Genomic DNA, 17,368 nt, shown 5'->3' with positions numbered 1-17,368 from the left:
CGGGCGCGCCGGCCGCCGGCTCCGGGGCCGGCCGCCGCGGTGCCCGCCCGCGCTCCAGCGGCGCCAGGGCCGTGGCAAGGGTGGTGGTCACCGCAGCCAGGCCGAGCAGCCAGAACGGCCGCGTCGCCCACCACAGCCCGGTCCCGGCGCCCGGCGGGGTGACCCCGGCCGAGATGAGCGCGAAGTAGGCCAGCACCAGGACCGACAGGTGCCAGAGGTAGACCGTCATGGCCATGGCGCCGAACCGCACGACGCCAGCCCACGCCCGGGGCCGCTGCAGCGCCGATGACAGCAGGGGGCGCAGCAGCAGGGCGGCCGCGAGCTGACCCACGGCGAGGACGAGCAGGCACACCGTCGGCGGGGTCATGTTGGAGGTCTCGCCGGGCAGCCCGACCACGCTGACCGGGTAGGGGCCGAGGGCGGTGAGCAGGGTCAGCGCGACCACGCACCCGCCGACGACGGCCCAGAGGGCGACCCGCCGCCAGGTGGTGAAACGGCCCTCGGCGTACCAGAAGCCCAGCTGCTGGGCGAAGAGCCAGACGAGCGCGAGGTTGAGGTAGCCGACGTTCTCCATCCCCCGCCAGAACCGGAACCAGTCCACCACCACGGCGCCCACGGCCAGGACGAGCAGGGGCGGGAGCGGCGAGCGCTCGTGCCAGCGCAGCATGGACGGCGCGAGCGCGGTCGTGGCGACGTAGACGCCGAGGAACCACAGCGGCTGGCCCAGCAGCAGGCCGATGAGGTCGAGCCGGTCCGTGGGCAGCCCGAGCGCGGCGGCGACCGGCAGGGCGAGCTGCCAGAACAGCACGAACACCAGCGTGGGGCGCAGCAGCCGGACCAGGCGACCCTGCAGGTACGCCGGGTAGCCGACGCCCCGGCGGCGCAGGCCGCGCCAGACGGTCAGGTTGGAGAAGCCGCCGGCGATGAAGAACAGCGGCATGACCTGGAGCACCCACGTGGCCGGCTGCAGCGCGGGGACCGCGGTGAGCGCGTTGCCGCCCTCCACCCGGCCGTCGTGGATGGTGACGGTGGCCATGAGCCAGTGCCCCAGCACCACGACGAGCAGGCTGCCCGCCCGGACGGCGTCGATGAACCGGTCGCGGTCGGCGGCGGTCGCGGCGGCGACGCGCTCGGCGAAGATCGGTCGGCTCGTGGCACGGGTCATGACGCGAGCGTGGCAGCCGGACCACCCCGGGCGCCTGAGTACAACGCCCCAAGCCGAAACCGGCACCGAACGCAGCAAACCGCCCGTTTCCGGGCCGTGAGGGCCGGAAACGGGCGGTTGCGTGGCCCGGTGGGACGGGGTCGGCGTCAGGCGCGCTTGACGAAGCCCTCCTGGACGAGCCAGTCCATGGCGACCTTGGACGGGTCCTCACCGTTGACGTCGATCCTGGCGTTGAGGTGCCGGAGCGTGGTGTCGTCGAGCTTGGCCGCCACCGGGGTGAACAGCTTCTCGATCTCCGGGTTCTTGCTCAGCACCGGCTGGCGGACGACCACGGCGACGTTGTACGCCGGGAAGAACTTGCGGTCGTCCTGCATGACCTTCAGGTTCAGCGACTGGATCCGGCCGTCGGTCGTGTAGACCTCACCGAAGTTGCACTGGCCCTGGGCGGTCGCCTCGTAGATGGCGCCGGTGTCGAGGGTCTTGACGTTGCCGCGCGGCACCCCCGAACCCAGCGGCACGCCATACCGCTTGAGCATCGGCTCGAAGCCGTCGTTGCGGCTGGCGAACTCCGACTCCACGCAGAACGTGCGGTCCTTCGCCGGCACCTTGCCCAGGTCGGAGAGCTTGGTGATGCCGAGCCTCTTGGCCGTGGCCTGCGTCGTGGCGAACCCGTAGGTGTTGTTCATCGGCGCGGGCTTGAGCCAGGCGAGCTTGTTCTCCTTGAGGTCCTGGTCGCGGACCTTGGTGTACTGCTCGTTCCGGTCCGGGATGCCGTTCTCGTGCCCGAGGTAGGAGATCCAGGCGGTGCCGGTGTACTCCCACTCCAGGTCGATCTGGCCGGACAGCTGGGCCTGCCGGGCGCTGTTGGAGCCCGGGATGTTGGTCAGGTCCTTGACCTTGGCGCCGTTGGCCTGCAGCAGGATGCCGGCGATCTTGCCCAGCAGGATCTGCTCGCTGAAGTTCTTCGACCCGACGGCGATGTTCAGGCCGTCCATGCGCTTGACGTCCTTCTCCGGCCCGGCGAGCTTGGCGGAGGGCAGGAACCCGCCGCTGGTCTGCAGCCCGCAGCCGGACAGGAGGGCGCCGGCTGCGACGGCAGCAACAGCAGGTATGCCGGCCCGTCGCGACAGGCGCGCGAGGCGGCTGGTGCGGGCGGTCATGAGCTGAGCCCCTTCGGTCGGACGATCTCCTCGATGACGTGGCCGGCCCAGTCGACCGCGAGCGCGAGCAACGCAACCAGCACGGCGCCACTGATGAGGATCGGGTAGCGGAAAAGGGTGATGCCGGTGACGATCAGGCCGCCGAGCCCGCCCGCGTTGATGAACGTCGCGAGCGTGGCGGTGCCGACCAGCAGCACGAGGGCGGTGCGGATGCCGGCCGCCATGACGGGCACGGCGAGCGGCAGCTCGACCTTGAACAGCACGGCCAGGCTGGACATGCCGATCCCCCGGCCGGCCTCGACCAGCGTGGGGTCGACCTGCGTCAGCCCCACGATGGTGTTCTGCAGCACCGGCAGCAGGGCGTAGAGCGCCAGGGCGATCACGGCGGTCTGGAAGCCGAAGCCGATCCACATGGCCAGCAGCACGATCAGGCCGATGGCCGGGGCGGCCTGGCCGGCGTTGGCCACGCCCACCACGAGGGTGGAGGCGCGGCGGAAGCGCGGGCGGCTCAGCAGGATGCCGAGCGGGATCGCGACGACCAGCACGACCAGCGTGGCGACCACGGTCACCTGCAGGTGCTGGACGGCCAGGTGGCCGATCTCGGTCCAGTCGAGCTGGCGGGCCTCGATGCTGTCCAGGGTGGCGCTGGAGCGCCAGAGCGCCCAGGCGCCGAGGGCAAGGAGGATGGCGACCGGCTGGATCATCAGCCGGCGACGGGTGGGGCTCACTTGAGCAGCACCTCCTCCTGCGGCTTCTCGGCCTCGGCGGCCTCGGCCATGGCCTGCTCGGCCTGCTCGCGGGTCTCCTGCAGCAGCGAGACGAGCGAGCCGATCCGCACGACGCCCTGGTACTCGTCGCGGCGGCCGGTGACGACGACGCCGCCGTGGCCGGAGACGAGCATGGTGTCGAGCGCGTCGTTGAGCGTGGCGCGCCGGTCGACGGTCACCAGGTCGGCGTTGACGTCGGAGATGACCGGCTGCTCCTCGATGTCGCGCAGCCAGTCCCAGCGCAGCGGGCGGCGGCGCTGGTCGAGCACGACGACCGCACGGTCGCCCTTGACGCGGGCCCGCTGGAGCACCTCGGGGCCGGACTCGCCCACCGTGGCGGTGGTGGTCTGCTCGAGGTCGATCTCGCCGACCCGGCTGAGGGTCAGCTGCTTGAGCGTGGCGCCGGCGCCGATGAAGTTCTCCACGAAGCGGTTCGCCGGGGCGGCGAGGATGTTCGCGGGGGTGTCCATCTGGGCGATCTCGCCGCCCTCGCGCAGGATGGCGATCTGGTCACCGAGCTTGACCGCCTCGTCGAAGTCGTGGGTGACGCAGACGATGGTCTTGCGCAGCTCCTCCTGGATGGAGAGCAGCTCGTCCTGCAGACGCTGGCGGGTGATCGGGTCGACGGCGCCGAAGGGCTCGTCCATGAGGATCACCGACGGGTCGGCCGCGAGGCCGCGGGCGACGCCGACGCGCTGCTGCTGGCCACCGGAGAGCTCACGCGGGAAGCGGTCGCGATAGCGGGCCGGGTCCAGGCCGACGAGGTCGAGCAGCTCGTCCACGCGCTCGGTGATGCGCTTCCTGTCCCACCCCAGCATCTGGGGGACCATCGCGATGTTCGCGGCGACGTTCATGTGGGGGAACAGGCTGCCGCCCTGGATCACGTAGCCGATGTGGCGGCGCAGCTCGTCGGCGTTCTTGGCGCGGGCGTCCTCGCCGCCGATGAGGATCTGGCCCGAGGTGGGCTCGATCAGCCGGTTGATCATCTTCAGCGTGGTCGTCTTGCCGCAGCCGGACGGGCCGACCAGCATGAGGATCTGGCCCGCGGGGATGTGCAGGTTGACGTCCTCGACCGCGGCCTTCTTCTGGCCCGGGTAGCGCTTGGTGACGCCGACCAGCTCGATGTCGACACCGCTGATGGCGTCGTCGGTGGACGGGTGGGTCTGGGTGGTGGTGGTCAGGTCAGACACGGATCCCCCTAGGGGTCGTGACGCGCTGGAGGAGGACCAGCAGGCCGTCGAGGACAAGGGCAAGAAGGACGACGCCGAGGGTTCCGGCGACCGCGGACTCGGTGGCACCGGCGCCACCGAGGCGGGCCAGGCCGTTGAAGATGAACGAGCCGAGGCCGGGACCCTGCACGTAGGCGGCCACGGCGGCGATACCCATGCACATCTGGGTCGAGACGCGGATGCCGGCGAGCACGACGGGCCAGGCGAGTGGCAGCTCGATGCGCAGCAGCGTGCGCAGGCCGCTCATGCCCATGCCGCGGGCGGACTCCACGAGGGTGGGGTCGACGCCACGCAGGCCGACCACCGCGTTGCGCACGATGGGCAGGGAGGCGTAGAAGACGATGGCGACGACGGACGGCAGCACGCCCAGGCCCAGGACTGCGAGCAGGAAAGCGAGCAGCGCGAGCGCCGGGATCGTCAGCCCGATGGCGCTGACCCCGTTGACCAGGCCCGAGAGCCGGGGGATGCGGTGCACGAGCACCGCGATGACAAGGGCCAGGACGGTCGCGATGGCGACGCTCTGCACGACGAGGCTGACGTGCTGGTAGGCCCCGAACACCAGCGCATCGCGGTGTTCGGAGATGAACTCCCACATGGAATTGGCCGATCCTTCCCGGGCCCTCGTCGGCGAGAGCCCTGTACGGCAGGCGGCCATTCACCTTAGGGAGCCACGGACGGACATCCGAAAGTGGAAACCCGCGCGGGCATCGGGTATCGCGCGCACGCGCGCGGGCGCGCGCTCGCGCGGCCTGATGACGAGTCCGGAGGGTGTGGCAAGGGCCACGCCGTCATGCGGAACCGTGCGCGGGGTGGGATCCGGACATTTCCGGCAGTCCCGGGGGCCGGGTGCGCCGGCACGGGACCCGGGGCCCGGACATCGCCCTGCTCACCGCGGCGGCAGCACGTCCTTCTGGGCCGGGAGCTGGTCCTGGCGCACGATGCCGATCGGGCAGGACATGCCGTTGGGGCCGTGGTTGCAGTAGCCGCCGGGGTTCTTGTGGAGGTACTGCTGGTGGTAGGCCTCGGCGTAGTAGAAGGTCCCGGCCTCCGACGCCGGCCGCAGCTCGGTGGTGATCTCGCCATGGCCGTGCTCGTGCAGGACCCCCTGGAACGCCTCGCGGGTGCCACGCACCGCGCCCTCCTGGTCCGGTGTGGTCCAGTAGACCGCCGAGCGGTACTGCGTGCCGACGTCGTTGCCCTGGCGGTTGCCCTGCGTCGGGTCGTGGTTCTCCCAGAACGTCGCCATCAGCAGCTCGGCGCTGATCGCGGAGGGGTCGAATGCCACCAGGACCGCCTCGGTGTGCCCGGTCCGGCCGGTGCACACCTCCTCGTACGTCGGGTGCGGGGTGAAGCCACCCATGTAGCCGGCCGCCGTGGTCACCACGCCGGGAAGCTGCCAGAAGATGCGCTCGGCGCCCCAGAAGCAGCCCATCGCCACGTAGAGCACCTGCGTGCCCTCGGGCCACGGGCCCTGCAGGGGGGTGCCGAGGACCTCGTGGGTCTCGGGGACGCGGTAGGCGTAGGCCGGCCGGCCCGGGAGGGCCTCGTCGGCCTCGATCATCTGTCGCTTGGCGGAACCGAAGAGCACGACCTCAGTCTCACACGCCACGCAAGCCCCGGGACCTTCCGGGGGTGCCCTCCGGAGGACCCCGGGGACCGGGCTCCCGGGCGGGGCCCGGGAGCACGGCATACCGGCCGGTGCGGGTGTGGCGTCGCCACACAGGAGGTCAGGACCGGCACATTGGTGCCGTATGTCAGGAAATTCCGTCCCAGGGGGTTGTGGTGCCGGACAACGGCGGGCAGGATGAAAGCGCTTACATCGGACAAAGGCCGCGAAAGGAGGATTCCGTGAGCTCAGCCGAGCCCGGGCGCCGTGCGGCGACCATCTACTCGGTCGCCCAACGAGCCGGCGTCTCGATCGCTACGGTCTCGCGCGTCCTCCAGGGCACGACGAGCACGTCCGAGGGCACCCGTCGCAAGGTCATGCAGGCGGTGGAGGAGCTCGACTACGTCCCGCTGCGGGCCGCGCGAAGCCTCGCGGTGCAGCGGCACGAGGCGCACGGCCTGGTCGTGCCCGAGCTGCGGGGGCCCTACTACGCCGAGCTGCTCACCGGCTACGAGTCGGCCGCGGCCGCGCTCGGCCAGAGCGTGGTCCTCGTCGTCACCGGCCGGCGCGACGACCCGACCCAGGCGGTGCGCGACCTCGCCGGACGGGTCGATGGTCTGGCCCTGTCGTACTCGACGATCGCCGACCCGGTCGTGCAGTCGCTCGCGCGGACCACCCCGGTGGTCCTGGTCGCCCGGCAGCAGGTGCCGGGCACCGACGCCGTGGTGACCGAGAGCACCGAGAGCGCCCGGGCGCTGACCGCCCACCTGTTCGCCCACGGGCGCACCCACCTGGTCTTCGTCGGTGACCCCGACAGCTCCTCCGACGTGCAGGCCCGCTACACCGGCTTCCGGCACGCGCACGCCGCCGCCGACATCCCGGTCCGGCGGCCCCCGCTGCGGGTGCCCTTCCTCGAGGCCGCCGGCGTGCAGGTCGCCGAGGAGATCCTGCGCCGCCGGGTCAAGGTCGACGGGCTGGTCTGTGCCAACGACGAGCTCGCCCTCGCAGTGATGAAGCGGCTCGAGGGCAGCGGCGTCCGCGTGCCCGACGACATCGCCATCGTGGGCTGGGACGACGTGATGACCGCCCGCTACATCACCCCCGGCCTGACCACCGTGCGCCAGCCGATGCGCGAGCTCGGCCAGACCGCGGCCACCCGGCTGCACGAGCGGATCACCGGCATGCCGGCCCGCCCCGAGCCGATCGTGCTTCCCACCGAACTCGTCCTTCGCTCCTCCTGCGGCTGCACGGCGAAGGACCGTGCCACCACGGCAGCCGCATCCACCCCCACCTCACCGACGACCACCCGGGGCACCGCCCCGCCGAGGAGGAACACCCGATGAGACGCCACCCCCACGTGATCGCCGTCGCCGCCATGGCGACCGCGGCCCTCGCGCTGAGCGCGTGCGGCCGCTCGACCGAGACCGCCAGCGGGCAGAGCAGCGCCAAGGACATCAGCTCCGGCAAGGCCACCGGCACCATCAACGTCTGGGCGATGGGCACCGAGGGCGAGAACCTGCCGACGCTGGCCAAGGAGTTCGAGGCGCAGAACCCCGGAGTCACGGTCAAGGTCACGCCGATCCCGTGGGACGCGGCGCACGACAAGTTCACGACCGCGATCACGGCCGGCAAGACGCCGGACGCCGCGATGGTGGGCACCACATGGATGGGTGAGTTCGCCGGCCAGGACGCCCTGGACCCGACCCCGAAGTCGATCGACTCCGCCTCGTTCTTCCCTGGCGCGCAGAAGACCACCGAGGTGAAGGGCACCTCCTACGGCGTGCCGTGGTACGTCGAGACCCGCCTCGTGTACTACCGCAAGGACCTCGCCGCCAAGGCCGGCATCACCACCCTGCCGACGGACTGGGACGGCCTGAAGGCGATGGCCAAGGCCCTGCAGTCGAAGGCCCACACCAAGTGGGGCATCAACCTGCAGGCGGGCAAGACCGGCTCGTGGCAGACGATCATGCCCTTCGGCTGGTCCAACGGCGCCAAGATCGCCACGGACGACCAGAAGAAGTTCACCTTCGACACCCCGCAGCTCGCGGAGGCGGTGAAGTACTACCAGAGCTACTTCACCGAGGGCCTGTCGCCCAAGGAGCTGCCGGACGGCCAGCTCGAGCAGGACTTCGTCAACGGCTCGATCCCGATGTTCATCTCCGGCCCGTGGGAGATGGGCGCGGTCGAGAAGCTCGGCGGCGCCGGCTTCAAGGACAAGTACGGCGTGATGCCCATGCCGAAGAAGGTCAGCGCGACCTCCTTCGTCGGCGGCTCCGACTTCGCCGTGTTCAAGGCCTCCAAGAACCGCGACAGCGCGTGGAAGTTCGTCAAGTGGCTGTCCGACCCCGCCACCCAGACGAAGTGGTACAAGCTCTCGACCGACCTGCCCTCGGTGCAGAGCGCCTGGTCCGACCCGAGCCTGTCGGGTGACGAGAAGCTCAAGGCCTTCGGCGAGCAGCTCAAGGACGCCCAGGCGCCGCCGGCGATCGCCACGTGGGAGCAGGTCGCCGACGCGTTCGACACGCAGATGGAGACGGTCATGAAGACCGGCTCCGACCCGGCGGCAGCGCTGAAGACCATCCAGGCCAAGGCTGACTCCATTGGCACGGGCAGCTGACACCCTGCGGCCCGGGACGGTGACGCCCGCCCCCGGGGCGTCACCGTCCCCGTCCCCCTCCCGCGGGCGGTCCTCGGGCCGCTCGCGGCAGGGGCGGGCCGCCTGGGTCCTCGCCCTGCCGTTCTGCCTGCTCTTCACCGTCTTCACCGCGTGGCCGGTGCTGTCCTCGCTCTACATGAGCTTCACGGACATCAAGCAGCGGGACCTGCACTCCCCGTTCTCGGTGAACCCGGTCGGGTTCGACAACTACGCCAAGGTGCTCGCGGACCCGACCTTCCGGCAGGCGGCGTTCAACACGGCGTACTTCGTGGTCGTCGGCGTGCCGCTCACCCTGACGGTCGCGCTCCTCGCGGCGCTGGCCCTGGACAAGGGGATCACGCGCTTCCGCGGGCTCTTCCGGGTCGGCTACTACATGCCGGTGGTGACCTCGATCGTCGCCGTCGCGGTGGTCTGGCGGTTCATCCTCCAGCCCGACAGCGGCGTCCTCAACACCATGCTCGGCTGGGTCGGCATCCAGGGCCCGGACTGGCTCGGCTCGACCACCTGGGCGATGCCCTCGCTCATCGTCATGGCGACGTGGCGCAACTTCGGCACCGCCATGGTGATCTTCCTGGCCGGCCTGCAGTCCGTGCCCGCCCTGCTGCACGAGGCGGCCGCGATCGACGGCGCCGGCCCGTGGCAGCGGTTCCGCCACATCACCCTGCCGATGCTGCGCCCGACGATCCTGTTCGTCAGCGTCACCACCGGCATCGGCTACCTGCAGTTCTTCGAGGAGCCGTTCGTCATGACCGACGGCGGCCCGCTGAACTCCACCGTCTCGATGTCCATGTACACCTACAAGCAGTTCGGCTTCGGCAACTACGGCTTCGCGTCGGCGATGAGCTACGTGATGTTCGTGGTCATCGTCGCGCTCACCGCACTGCAGTTCCGCGCCCTGCGGTCCAACACCTGAGGCTGGTGCGATCCCGTTGAACGACAACCGAACCCGCAGTCGCTGGTGGCTGTATGCCGTGCTGACCCTCGGCCTCGTCGCCGTCGTCGGGCCGTTCGTGTGGATGCTGCTCGGCAGCTTCAAGGGCGAGGGCGAGCTGCGGCGCGTCCCGCCGACGTGGTGGCCCGAGACCGCGACCCTGGACAACTACACCCGGTTGTTCAGCCAGCTGAGCTTCCCGCGGTTCTTCCTGAACTCGGTCCTCGTCGCCGGGGTCGTCACGCTCGGCAACCTCGTGTTCTGCTCGATGCTCGGCTACGCCCTGGCCAAGCTGGAGTTCCGCGGCAAGAAGGCCGTCTTCGCCCTCGTGATGGGCACGCTCATGGTGCCCGGGATGGTCACCTTCGTGCCGCTGTTCGTCCTCGTGGCCAACCTCGGCCTCGTCGACAGCTACCCGGGGCTGATCCTGCCCTTCCTCGTGGCGCCGTTCGGGGTGTTCCTCATGCGCCAGTTCATCCTCGACCTGCCGGACGACCTGCTCGACGCCGGCCGGGTCGACGGGGCCAGCGAGCTGCGGATCTTCCGGCAGATCATCCTGCCGCTGTGCGGGCCGGCCCTGGCCACGCTGGGGATCCTGACCTTCCTCGGCAGCTGGAACAACTTCCTCTGGCCGCTGGTCGTCGCCCAGTCCGAGGACCACTACACGCTCCCGGTGGCGCTCGCGCTCTACTCCACCGGGCAGAACAACACCCAGTACGGCCTGCTGCTGGCCGGCGCCACCGTCATCGTCGTGCCGGTGCTCGTCGTCTTCCTCGCCTTCCAGCGCCGCTTCATCGAGGGCATCGCCAGCACCGGCATCAAGTGACGCATCCAGTCCGGAACCGTTGACACCCAGGGGATCTGACATGAGCAACCGCACACCCACCCGTCGCCAGCTGCTCGCCGGGGGAGGGGCTGCGCTCGCCGTCGCCGCCCTCACCGGTGCCCGCCCCGCCGCCGCGGCCCCGGTCGCCGCCACCACCGCCTCCGGCGGGACGGCAGCGGCCGCCGGGGACGGCGGCATACCGTCGGCCACGCTGCTGCGCTGGGCCAGGGACACGTGGACCTCGATGGCCGCTATGACCGACCCCGGCACCGGGCTGGTCTCGGACAACATCGACGGAGCGCTGACCTCCACCGGCAGCCGCTACACCTCGCCGACCAACATCGGTGGCTACCTGTGGAGTGCCGTCGTCGCGCGCGAGCTCGGCATCATCGGCGCGGCCGAGTGCCGCCGCCGGCTCGCCCAGACGCTGACCACGCTCGGGACGCTGAAGCGCAACGACGCCAGCGGGCAGTTCTACAACTGGTACGACGTGACCGACGGCGCGGTGCTGACCACCTGGCCCGACGACGGCAGCACCGTGCACCCGTTCCTGTCCAGCGTGGACAACGGCTGGCTGGCCGCCGCGCTGATGGTCGTGCGCAGCGCCGAGCCCACCCTGGCCGGCAGGGCCCAGCAGCTCCTGGGCGCGATGAACTTCGGCTCCTACTACGACAAGGACGCCCGCACGGGTGGCCTGATGCGAGGTGGGTTCTGGGAGACCGAGCAGCCGGGCAGCGTGCGCGGCAACTACCTCGGCGTCGGGCCGGACGTCTTCTACACCGGCCACCACTACGACACGACCGTCTCCGAGACGCGGATCGCCAGCTACATCGCGATCGCCCGGGGGCAGGCGCCGCGGGAGCTGTACTACGCGACGTGGCGGACCTTCCCCGACTCCTGCGACTGGTCGTGGCAGGAGCAGAAGCCGGTCGGCCAGCACCGCACCTACCTGGGCCTGGACGTCTTCGAGGGCGCCTACACCTACCGCGGGATGCGCATCGTGCCGGGCTGGGGCGGCTCGATGTTCGAGGCGCTCATGCCCGACATGTTCGTGCCCGAGGCCACGTGGGCGCCGCGGTCGTGGGGCGTCAACCACCCGCTGACCGTGCGGGCGCACCGCGAGTTCGGCCTGGACGACGCGCAGTTCGGCTACTGGGGCTTCTCCCCGGCGAGCCGGCCCGGCGGCGGCTACGACGTCTACGGCGTCGACCTGATCGGGCTCAACCCCGACGGCTACCCGGCCGACCTGCAGGGCACCAACGTCGACATCGGCTTCGAGGGCTGCCGCGAGGGCACCAACCCGCACCCGGCGTTCGGTGACGGCGTCGTCACCCCGCACGCCTCCTTCCTGGCGATGATGCACGAGCCGGCCGAGGCGGTGGCCAACCTGACCCGGATCGAGCGCGACCTCGGGGCCTACGGCCGGGGTGGCTTCTTCGACGCGGTCGCGGTGCGGTCCGGCACGATCGCCCGGCGCTACCTCTCGCTCGACCAGGCCATGGTGCTCGGCTCGATCGGCAACGTGCTGGCCGACGACGTGATCCGCCGCCACTTCGTGCGCGGCGAGGTCCAGGACGTCATCAAGCCGCTGATCGGCCTCGAGGAGTTCGGCGCCGGCGTCGTGTCCTGAGACTCCCCGGCGGCGGGGCACGACGCTTGCTAGCGTCCGCCACGTGCACAGGCCCGCGCCCCGTCGCCTCACCCGCCGGCTCGTCCAGCTGTATGCGGGCCTGGTCACCTTCGCCCTCGGCGAGGCCATGGTCGTGCAGGCGCACCTGGGCATCCTGCCGTGGGACGTCCTGCACCAGGGACTGGTCCACCAGCTCGGGCTGACCATCGGCCAGTGGTCGGTGATCGTCGGCGCCGTGGTGCTGCTGGCGTGGCTGCCGCTGCGCGAGCGCCCGGGCCTGGGCACGGTCAGCAACGTCTTCGTCATCGGCTTCAGCCTCGACGCGTTCATCGCGTGGCTGCCCGTGGCCCATGCGCTCCCGACCCGCGTGCTGCTCCTGCTGGGAGGGATCCTGCTCAACGGCGTGGCCACCGCGGCATACATCGGGGCACGTCTGGGGCCCGGACCGCGCGACGGGCTGATGACCGGGCTGGTCCGGCGCACCGGCGGCTCGGTGCGCGTCGTCCGCACCGCGATCGAGGTGGCCGTCGTCCTCGTCGGCTGGCTGCTCGGCGGCAACCTCGGCCTCGGCACGGTGCTCTTCGCGGTGGCCATCGGGCCCGTGGTGCACGTGTTCCTGCCGCGCCTGACCGTCCCCGGCGGCCCGGCCACCCACTGACAGCACCCACCGAACGCACCACATCCGCCGTTTCGAGCCCTGGTGGGGCCGGAAACGACGGACGTGGTGCGTTCGGTCGGGTGTGACCGGGTCAGGCGGGGACGACCTCCAGGGGGCCGGCGCCCGGGCGGGACGTGACCCGCACCAGGGCGCCGTCGCGCTCCACGGCGTAGGACTCCGTCTCCGGGACGTCACGCCCCGTGCGCAGCACGACCACGGTGGCGGTGGGGTCGCCCAGGTGGCCCAGGCCGGGACCGAACGCGACCGACCCCTCGCCGGCTGAACGGATCTCGGCGTTGGCCCACTCGATCCGCGCCCACGGCAGGTCCAGGCCCAGCGGAAGCATGAACCCGCTGCGCGGCGGGAGGACGAGGTCCTGGCCGTCGTGCAGGTCATGGCCGTCGAGGGCCAGCCGCACGGTCGGGGTGTAGCCGGTGATGTTGAGCAGGTGCACCAGCCGGTGCCCGTCGGTGTCGGCGGTCGTCGTGGCGTAGACGCCCGGCACGCTGGACTCGACCCGCAGACCCGGGTGGGCGCCCAGCCGGCGCAGGGCCCGGCCGAACAGGTGGGTCGAGGGCAGCACCTCGGCGGAGAGGACCACCGCGCGACCCTGGCCGAGTGTCACGTCCACGCCGCAGACCCGACCGGTGGTGTCGGTGAGGACGACGTCACCGCGCACCGGGTGCAGCTCCTGCCACCAGCCGACCCGGGTCTCCGCCCACGGAGCGGCCCACCCGTGGGTGACCACCGAGGGGAAGGTGTGCGGGGTCTCGCGGACGACCTCACCGGGGCGCACCCCCAGGGCGTCGGCCAGCACCGTGCACGGCCGGCCCTCGAGGTCCAGGCGCGGCAGCGGGCCGAGCAGGAGCAGGCCGCCCCCGCCCTCGACGTGGGCCACGAGGCGACGCTGCACCTCCGGCGCCAGGTGCCGGCCGACCGCGAGGGCGACCACGCCGCCGGGGCGCGGGTCGTCGTGCTGCAGGTCGACGGCACCGAAGCGGTAGCCGTCGAGCAGGAGGGAGCGGCCCAGCGCCTTGCGCTGACCTGCACCGCGGTGCGCCGACAGGTCCTCGACGACGTCACGCATCACCGCGCTGCCGGGGTGGTGGTACTCGGTCATGTAGGAGTCGAGGACGAAGCCGAGCTGGACGGCGTCGTGCTCCTCGTCCATCCGGGCCAGCCACGGCTCCAGGGCGTTGGCCGCGTGCACCGCGCGCGCGGTCGCCTCGAAGGTCAGGCCCCTCTGGCCCTCCGGCCCCACCGGCGCCGCCGTGCCGTGACGCTCACCGGTGAAGCTGATCCGGTCGTTGCCGTCCCCGACCGGCTGGTCGAGCGGGCCGTTGATGCCGCCGGCGAAGAGGTAGTAGTTGATGAGCCGGTTGCCCTGTGCCAGCGACAGGCGGGTCTTGAGGTCGACGGTGGCCGGGTCGTAGAGCATCTCGGTGCCGCCGCCGTAGTCGCCCGTGCCGGCCTCGAACTCCATCGAGGTGATCGGCTGGTCCTCGTCGTGCACCGCGGCCATGAACGCGTTGAGCACGTAGAGGTCCGTGGTGGTGCTCAGCGTCATGTCGCCCATGTAGTGGTCGGAGCCGGAGAGCATCCCGGGCACCCGCGCATACGTCTGGACGAGCTGGCTGATCCCGATGGGGAACGGCGCACCGTCGCCCCCGGCGGTGCCGTGGATGTTGATGACGAACGGCACGCCCTGCACCCCGTTGGCCTCGGCCATCTCGCGCAGCGCCTGCACGTAGCGGGCGAACCGGTCACGCATGAACGTGCCGAGGTCCAGGCGCAGCGCGCCGGCCCACTTCTCCTCGGGGGAGCGGACGGCGGCCGCCCACGCCCCGTCGTCGTCGAGGTCGACCGGGTAGCGGTCGGTGGCGGCGTCACCGTGCTGTTCGCGCACCCACCGGCGCAGGTCGTGCAGGAGGTGGTCGGTCAGGTCGGGGGTGTTGCTGACCCACGCCAGCATGCCGACCTCGTTGTCGAGCTGGACGGCGATGACGTTGCCGCCGTTGGGCTGCAGGCGCTGCGCGATCGGCGGCAGCACCGCGTCGAACCATCGGCGGCACTCGGCCAGGTAGGCCGGGGCCAGGTAGTCCACCGTGCGGGTCGGCGCCGGCACGCCGTCCCAGCCGACGGGCACGATCTCGGGGTGCTCGTCGTAGAGCCGGAACGGCAGGCCCTCGTTCTTCAGCTCGGCCATGATGAACGGCCCGGGGCGGGCGATGAACCACAGCCCCTCCCGCGCGCACAGGTCGATGAACGCCGCGACGTCCCGCTCCGGCCGGGTCTCGCCGGTGACGTCGATCCGGCCGTCGGGCAGCTCGTGGACCAGCCACGGGATGTAGGACGCGACCGCGGTGCAGCCGGCCTCCTTCAGCAGCGCGATGCGCTGCGGCCACTCCTCGCGCGGGACGCGGAAGTAGTGGATCTCGCCCGCCATGACGATGCGCGGGACGCCGTCGACCAGGATCTGGCGACGCTGGATCTCGATCATGGGTTTCCTTCTGGCAGAGGGGTATGCCGGGTGGCTGGGGGAGCGCGCCGGTTCAGTCGGTGACGGTGATGCTGACCCGCTCGCCGCGGGTGGCATCCGGGCCGACCATGAGCACGACCTCGCCGGTGTCGACGCGCCGGGTCAGGTCCCGGCCGAAGTAGCCGAGCTGGTCGGCGGTGACGGTGAACCGGGCGGTGCCGGCCTGACCGGGCTCGAGGTCCAGCCGCGCCCAGTCGAGCAGCTCGATGTTGGGCCGGGTGACCTGGGCGACCGGGTCGCGGAAGTACAGCTGGACGACCTCGCGGCCGGCACGATCACCGGTGTTGGTGACCTCCACCGTGACCTCGAGCGACCCGCCCGCGCGGGACAGCTCGGCGGCGCTGAGGGCGACCTCACCGTAGCCGAACGTGGTGTAGCTCAGGCCGTGGCCGAAGGGCAGGCGCGGCTGCACGAGGGCGTCGAGGTAGCGCCCGCCGGTCTTGTCCTCCTCGGGGGAGAGCAGCCGGCTGGTCGGGCGCTGGTGGGTCGAGGTGGGGATGTGCCCCGTGGTGCGCGGGAAGGTCATCGGCAGGCGGCCGAAGGGGGCGACGTCGCCGAACACGACGTCGGCCAGGGCGTTGCCGGCCTCGACGCCGGGGTGCCAGGCCAGGATCACGGCGTCGGCGAGGTCGAGCACCGGGCCGAGCTCGAGCGGGCGGCCGGTGTAGACGACCACGACGAGCGGCTTGCCGATGCCGGCCAGCTCGTGCAGCACCTCGAGCTGCCCGGTGGGCAGGCCGATCCGGGTGACCGAGTTGGCCTCGCCGGAGCGCCACGGGTGCTCGCCGACGACGGCCACGGTGACGTCCGCCTCGCGCACCAGCTGCACGCCACGCTCGCTGAACCGGTTGTCCTGCACGAGCAGCGTGTCGCCCAGGCGCTCGCGGAAGGCGGCCTCGGGGGAGACGACGTCCTCGCCCTTGCCGTCGAGCACCCAGGTGCCCAGCAGCGCCTCGCCCTCCTCGACGAAGGGGCCGGTGAGCAGGAGCTTGCCGGGTTCGGCCGGCAGGGGCAGCACGCCGTTGTTGGACAGGAGCACCATCGAGCCGTGCGCGGCCTCGCGGGCCAGGGCTCGGGTCGCCTCGGTCGGGGCGTTGGAGCGCTCGGGCGTGCCGGTGTAGGGCCGCTCGAACAGCCCGAGGCGGAACTTCAGGCGCAGCACCCGGCGCGCCGAGTCCTCGACGAGCGCGAGGTCGACCTCACCGGACTCGACCAGCTCGGCGAGGTGGGCGGCATACGCACCGGAGACCATCTCCAGGTCGATCCCGGCCTCGATGCCGTAGATCGCGGCCTCGCGCAGGTCGGCGGCGACGCCGTGGTTCATCAGTTGCCCGACGCCGCCCCAGTCGCCCACGACCACGCCGTCGAAGCCCCACTCGTCCTTGAGGACCTCGCGCAGCAGGCGCCGGTTGGAGTGCATCGGCACGCCGTCGACGTCGTTGAAGGAGGCCATGACCGTGCACACGCCGGCGTCGACCGCGTCCTTGAACGGGCGCAGGTGGAGGTTGCGCAGCGTGTTCTCGCCCACCGAGACGGTGTCGTAGTCGCGGCCACCGGCGGCCAGGCCGTAGCCCACGAAGTGCTTGGCGCAGGCAGCCAGGCGACCCGTGTCGCCGACCCGGTCGCCCTGGAACCCGCGCACCGCGGCCGCGCCGAGCCGGCCGGACAGGACCGGCTGCTCGCCGAAGGACTCGGCGACCCGTCCCCAGCGCGGCTCCTCGGAGATGTCCACCATCGGGGCGAAGGTCCACGCCACGCCGTCGAGGTGGGCCTCGTCGGCGGCCACCTCGCAGGCGCGTTCTACCAGGGACTCGTCCCAGCCGGAGGCCAGGCCGAGCGGGATGGGGAACACCGTGCGGTGGCCGTGGATGACGTCGCGGCCGAACAGCAGCGGGATGCCGAGGCGGCTCTCCTCGACCGCGATCGCCTGGGCGGTGTCGATGGCCGAAGACAGCAGGCCCTCGTCCTTGACGTTGCCACCGGTGGCGCCGCTGGCGTAGAGGCTGGAGCTGATGGCGCCGCTGCGGATGAGCTCGGCGTCGGCGGCCGGGTCGATGTTGGCGGTCTGGTGCAGCTGGCCGACCTTCTCGGCCAGGGTCATGACCGCCAGGAGGGCGTCGATGCGCTCCTCGACCGGCCGGTCGGTGTCGAGCCAGGGGCGCCCCTCGGCGGGGGAGGCAGGGGTGGTGTCGCTGGGCATG

Annotated in this window: 14 protein-coding genes; 6 read left to right on the top strand and 8 right to left on the bottom strand. The window is 71.6% G+C overall.

Going from position 1 to position 17,368, the window contains the following annotated elements; all coding sequences use genetic code 11:
- The 6 genes from VF825_RS18735 to msrA form a co-directional block, all read right to left on the bottom strand.
- Positions 1–1,165 (bottom strand): acyltransferase (locus VF825_RS18735; RefSeq protein ID WP_331116230.1); only part of this gene is annotated, 1,165 nt, incomplete at its 3' end.
- A gap of 146 nt (positions 1,166–1,311) precedes the next feature.
- Positions 1,312–2,325, bottom strand: a complete 1,014-nt coding sequence (locus VF825_RS18730; RefSeq protein ID WP_331116228.1) for a glycine betaine ABC transporter substrate-binding protein — start codon at positions 2,323–2,325, stop codon at positions 1,312–1,314.
- Complete coding sequence (locus VF825_RS18725) at positions 2,322–3,053, bottom strand: ABC transporter permease (protein ID WP_414695897.1); 732 nt, start codon at positions 3,051–3,053, stop codon at positions 2,322–2,324. Before VF825_RS18725 ends, VF825_RS18730 begins: the two co-directional genes overlap by 4 nt.
- A complete protein-coding gene (locus tag VF825_RS18720; protein ID WP_331116226.1) occupies positions 3,050–4,282 on the bottom strand; it encodes an ABC transporter ATP-binding protein in 1,233 nt (410 codons plus the stop codon). Before VF825_RS18720 ends, VF825_RS18725 begins: the two co-directional genes overlap by 4 nt.
- Positions 4,275–4,916: an ABC transporter permease gene (locus VF825_RS18715; RefSeq protein ID WP_331116224.1), complete on the bottom strand. Its 642-nt coding sequence runs from the start codon at positions 4,914–4,916 to the stop codon at positions 4,275–4,277. Before VF825_RS18715 ends, VF825_RS18720 begins: the two co-directional genes overlap by 8 nt.
- A 291-nt stretch (positions 4,917–5,207) precedes the next feature.
- The gene (gene msrA / locus VF825_RS18710; RefSeq protein WP_331116232.1) at positions 5,208–5,882 is read right to left on the bottom strand and encodes a peptide-methionine (S)-S-oxide reductase MsrA; all 675 of its coding nucleotides are present in this window, start codon (positions 5,880–5,882) and stop codon (positions 5,208–5,210) included.
- Positions 5,883–6,169: 287 nt separating this feature from the next.
- On the opposite strand from msrA, the gene VF825_RS18705 reads away from it, so the two are divergent.
- From VF825_RS18705 to VF825_RS18680, 6 genes are read left to right on the top strand one after another with little or no spacing between them, the layout of a single operon-like run.
- The gene (locus tag VF825_RS18705; RefSeq protein WP_331116222.1) at positions 6,170–7,270 is read left to right on the top strand and encodes a LacI family DNA-binding transcriptional regulator; all 1,101 of its coding nucleotides are present in this window, start codon (positions 6,170–6,172) and stop codon (positions 7,268–7,270) included.
- Entirely contained in the window at positions 7,267–8,544 is a 1,278-nt protein-coding gene (locus VF825_RS18700; RefSeq protein ID WP_331116220.1) for a sugar ABC transporter substrate-binding protein, read from the top strand. Before VF825_RS18705 ends, VF825_RS18700 begins: the two co-directional genes overlap by 4 nt.
- A gap of 19 nt (positions 8,545–8,563) precedes the next feature.
- Positions 8,564–9,496: a sugar ABC transporter permease gene (locus VF825_RS18695; protein WP_331116217.1), complete on the top strand. Its 933-nt coding sequence runs from the start codon at positions 8,564–8,566 to the stop codon at positions 9,494–9,496.
- A 16-nt stretch (positions 9,497–9,512) separates the two neighbouring features.
- Positions 9,513–10,340 (top strand): carbohydrate ABC transporter permease, encoded by an 828-nt coding sequence (locus tag VF825_RS18690; RefSeq protein WP_331116215.1) that lies wholly within the window; start codon positions 9,513–9,515, stop codon positions 10,338–10,340.
- 40 nt (positions 10,341–10,380) lie between these two features.
- Entirely contained in the window at positions 10,381–11,970 is a 1,590-nt protein-coding gene (locus VF825_RS18685; protein WP_331116213.1) for a glucoamylase family protein, read from the top strand.
- Between the two features lie 43 nt (positions 11,971–12,013).
- Positions 12,014–12,628 carry a hypothetical protein gene (locus VF825_RS18680; protein ID WP_331116211.1) on the top strand — a complete coding sequence of 205 codons (615 nt, stop codon included), beginning with the start codon at positions 12,014–12,016 and terminating at the stop codon, positions 12,626–12,628.
- Positions 12,629–12,719: 91 nt separating this feature from the next.
- Here the strand turns inward: VF825_RS18680 and VF825_RS18675 are convergent, their stop codons facing one another.
- Together VF825_RS18675 and VF825_RS18670 are read right to left on the bottom strand one after the other, a co-directional pair.
- Complete coding sequence (locus tag VF825_RS18675) at positions 12,720–15,128, bottom strand: beta-galactosidase (protein WP_331116209.1); 2,409 nt, start codon at positions 15,126–15,128, stop codon at positions 12,720–12,722.
- A 52-nt stretch (positions 15,129–15,180) separates the two neighbouring features.
- Positions 15,181–17,367: a glycoside hydrolase family 3 N-terminal domain-containing protein gene (locus VF825_RS18670; protein ID WP_331116207.1), complete on the bottom strand. Its 2,187-nt coding sequence runs from the start codon at positions 17,365–17,367 to the stop codon at positions 15,181–15,183.
- Position 17,368 lies beyond the last annotated feature (1 nt).

Origin of the sequence: Oryzihumus sp. (assembly GCF_036391795.1) — a bacterium.
In the GTDB taxonomy this organism is placed as follows: Bacteria; Actinomycetota; Actinomycetes; order Actinomycetales; family Dermatophilaceae; genus Oryzihumus.
Note: the sequence above shows the minus strand (reverse complement) of the source record. Positions and strands in the feature narration are given on the sequence as shown.

Bases quoted from the DNA above. Each gene is read 5' to 3' on its own strand.
- VF825_RS18730 (WP_331116228.1), bottom strand. From the start codon at position 2,325: ATGACCGCCCGCACCAGCCGCCTCGCGCGCCTGTCGCGACGGGCCGGC.
- VF825_RS18715 (WP_331116224.1), bottom strand. From the start codon at position 4,916: ATGTGGGAGTTCATCTCCGAACACCGCGATGCGCTGGTGTTCGGGGCC.
- msrA (WP_331116232.1), bottom strand. From the start codon at position 5,882: ATGATCGAGGCCGACGAGGCCCTCCCGGGCCGGCCGGCCTACGCCTAC.
- VF825_RS18700 (WP_331116220.1), top strand. From the start codon at position 7,267: ATGAGACGCCACCCCCACGTGATCGCCGTCGCCGCCATGGCGACCGCG.
- VF825_RS18685 (WP_331116213.1), top strand. From the start codon at position 10,381: ATGAGCAACCGCACACCCACCCGTCGCCAGCTGCTCGCCGGGGGAGGG.
- VF825_RS18675 (WP_331116209.1), bottom strand. From the start codon at position 15,128: ATGATCGAGATCCAGCGTCGCCAGATCCTGGTCGACGGCGTCCCGCGC.
- VF825_RS18670 (WP_331116207.1), bottom strand. From the start codon at position 17,367: ATGCCCAGCGACACCACCCCTGCCTCCCCCGCCGAGGGGCGCCCCTGG.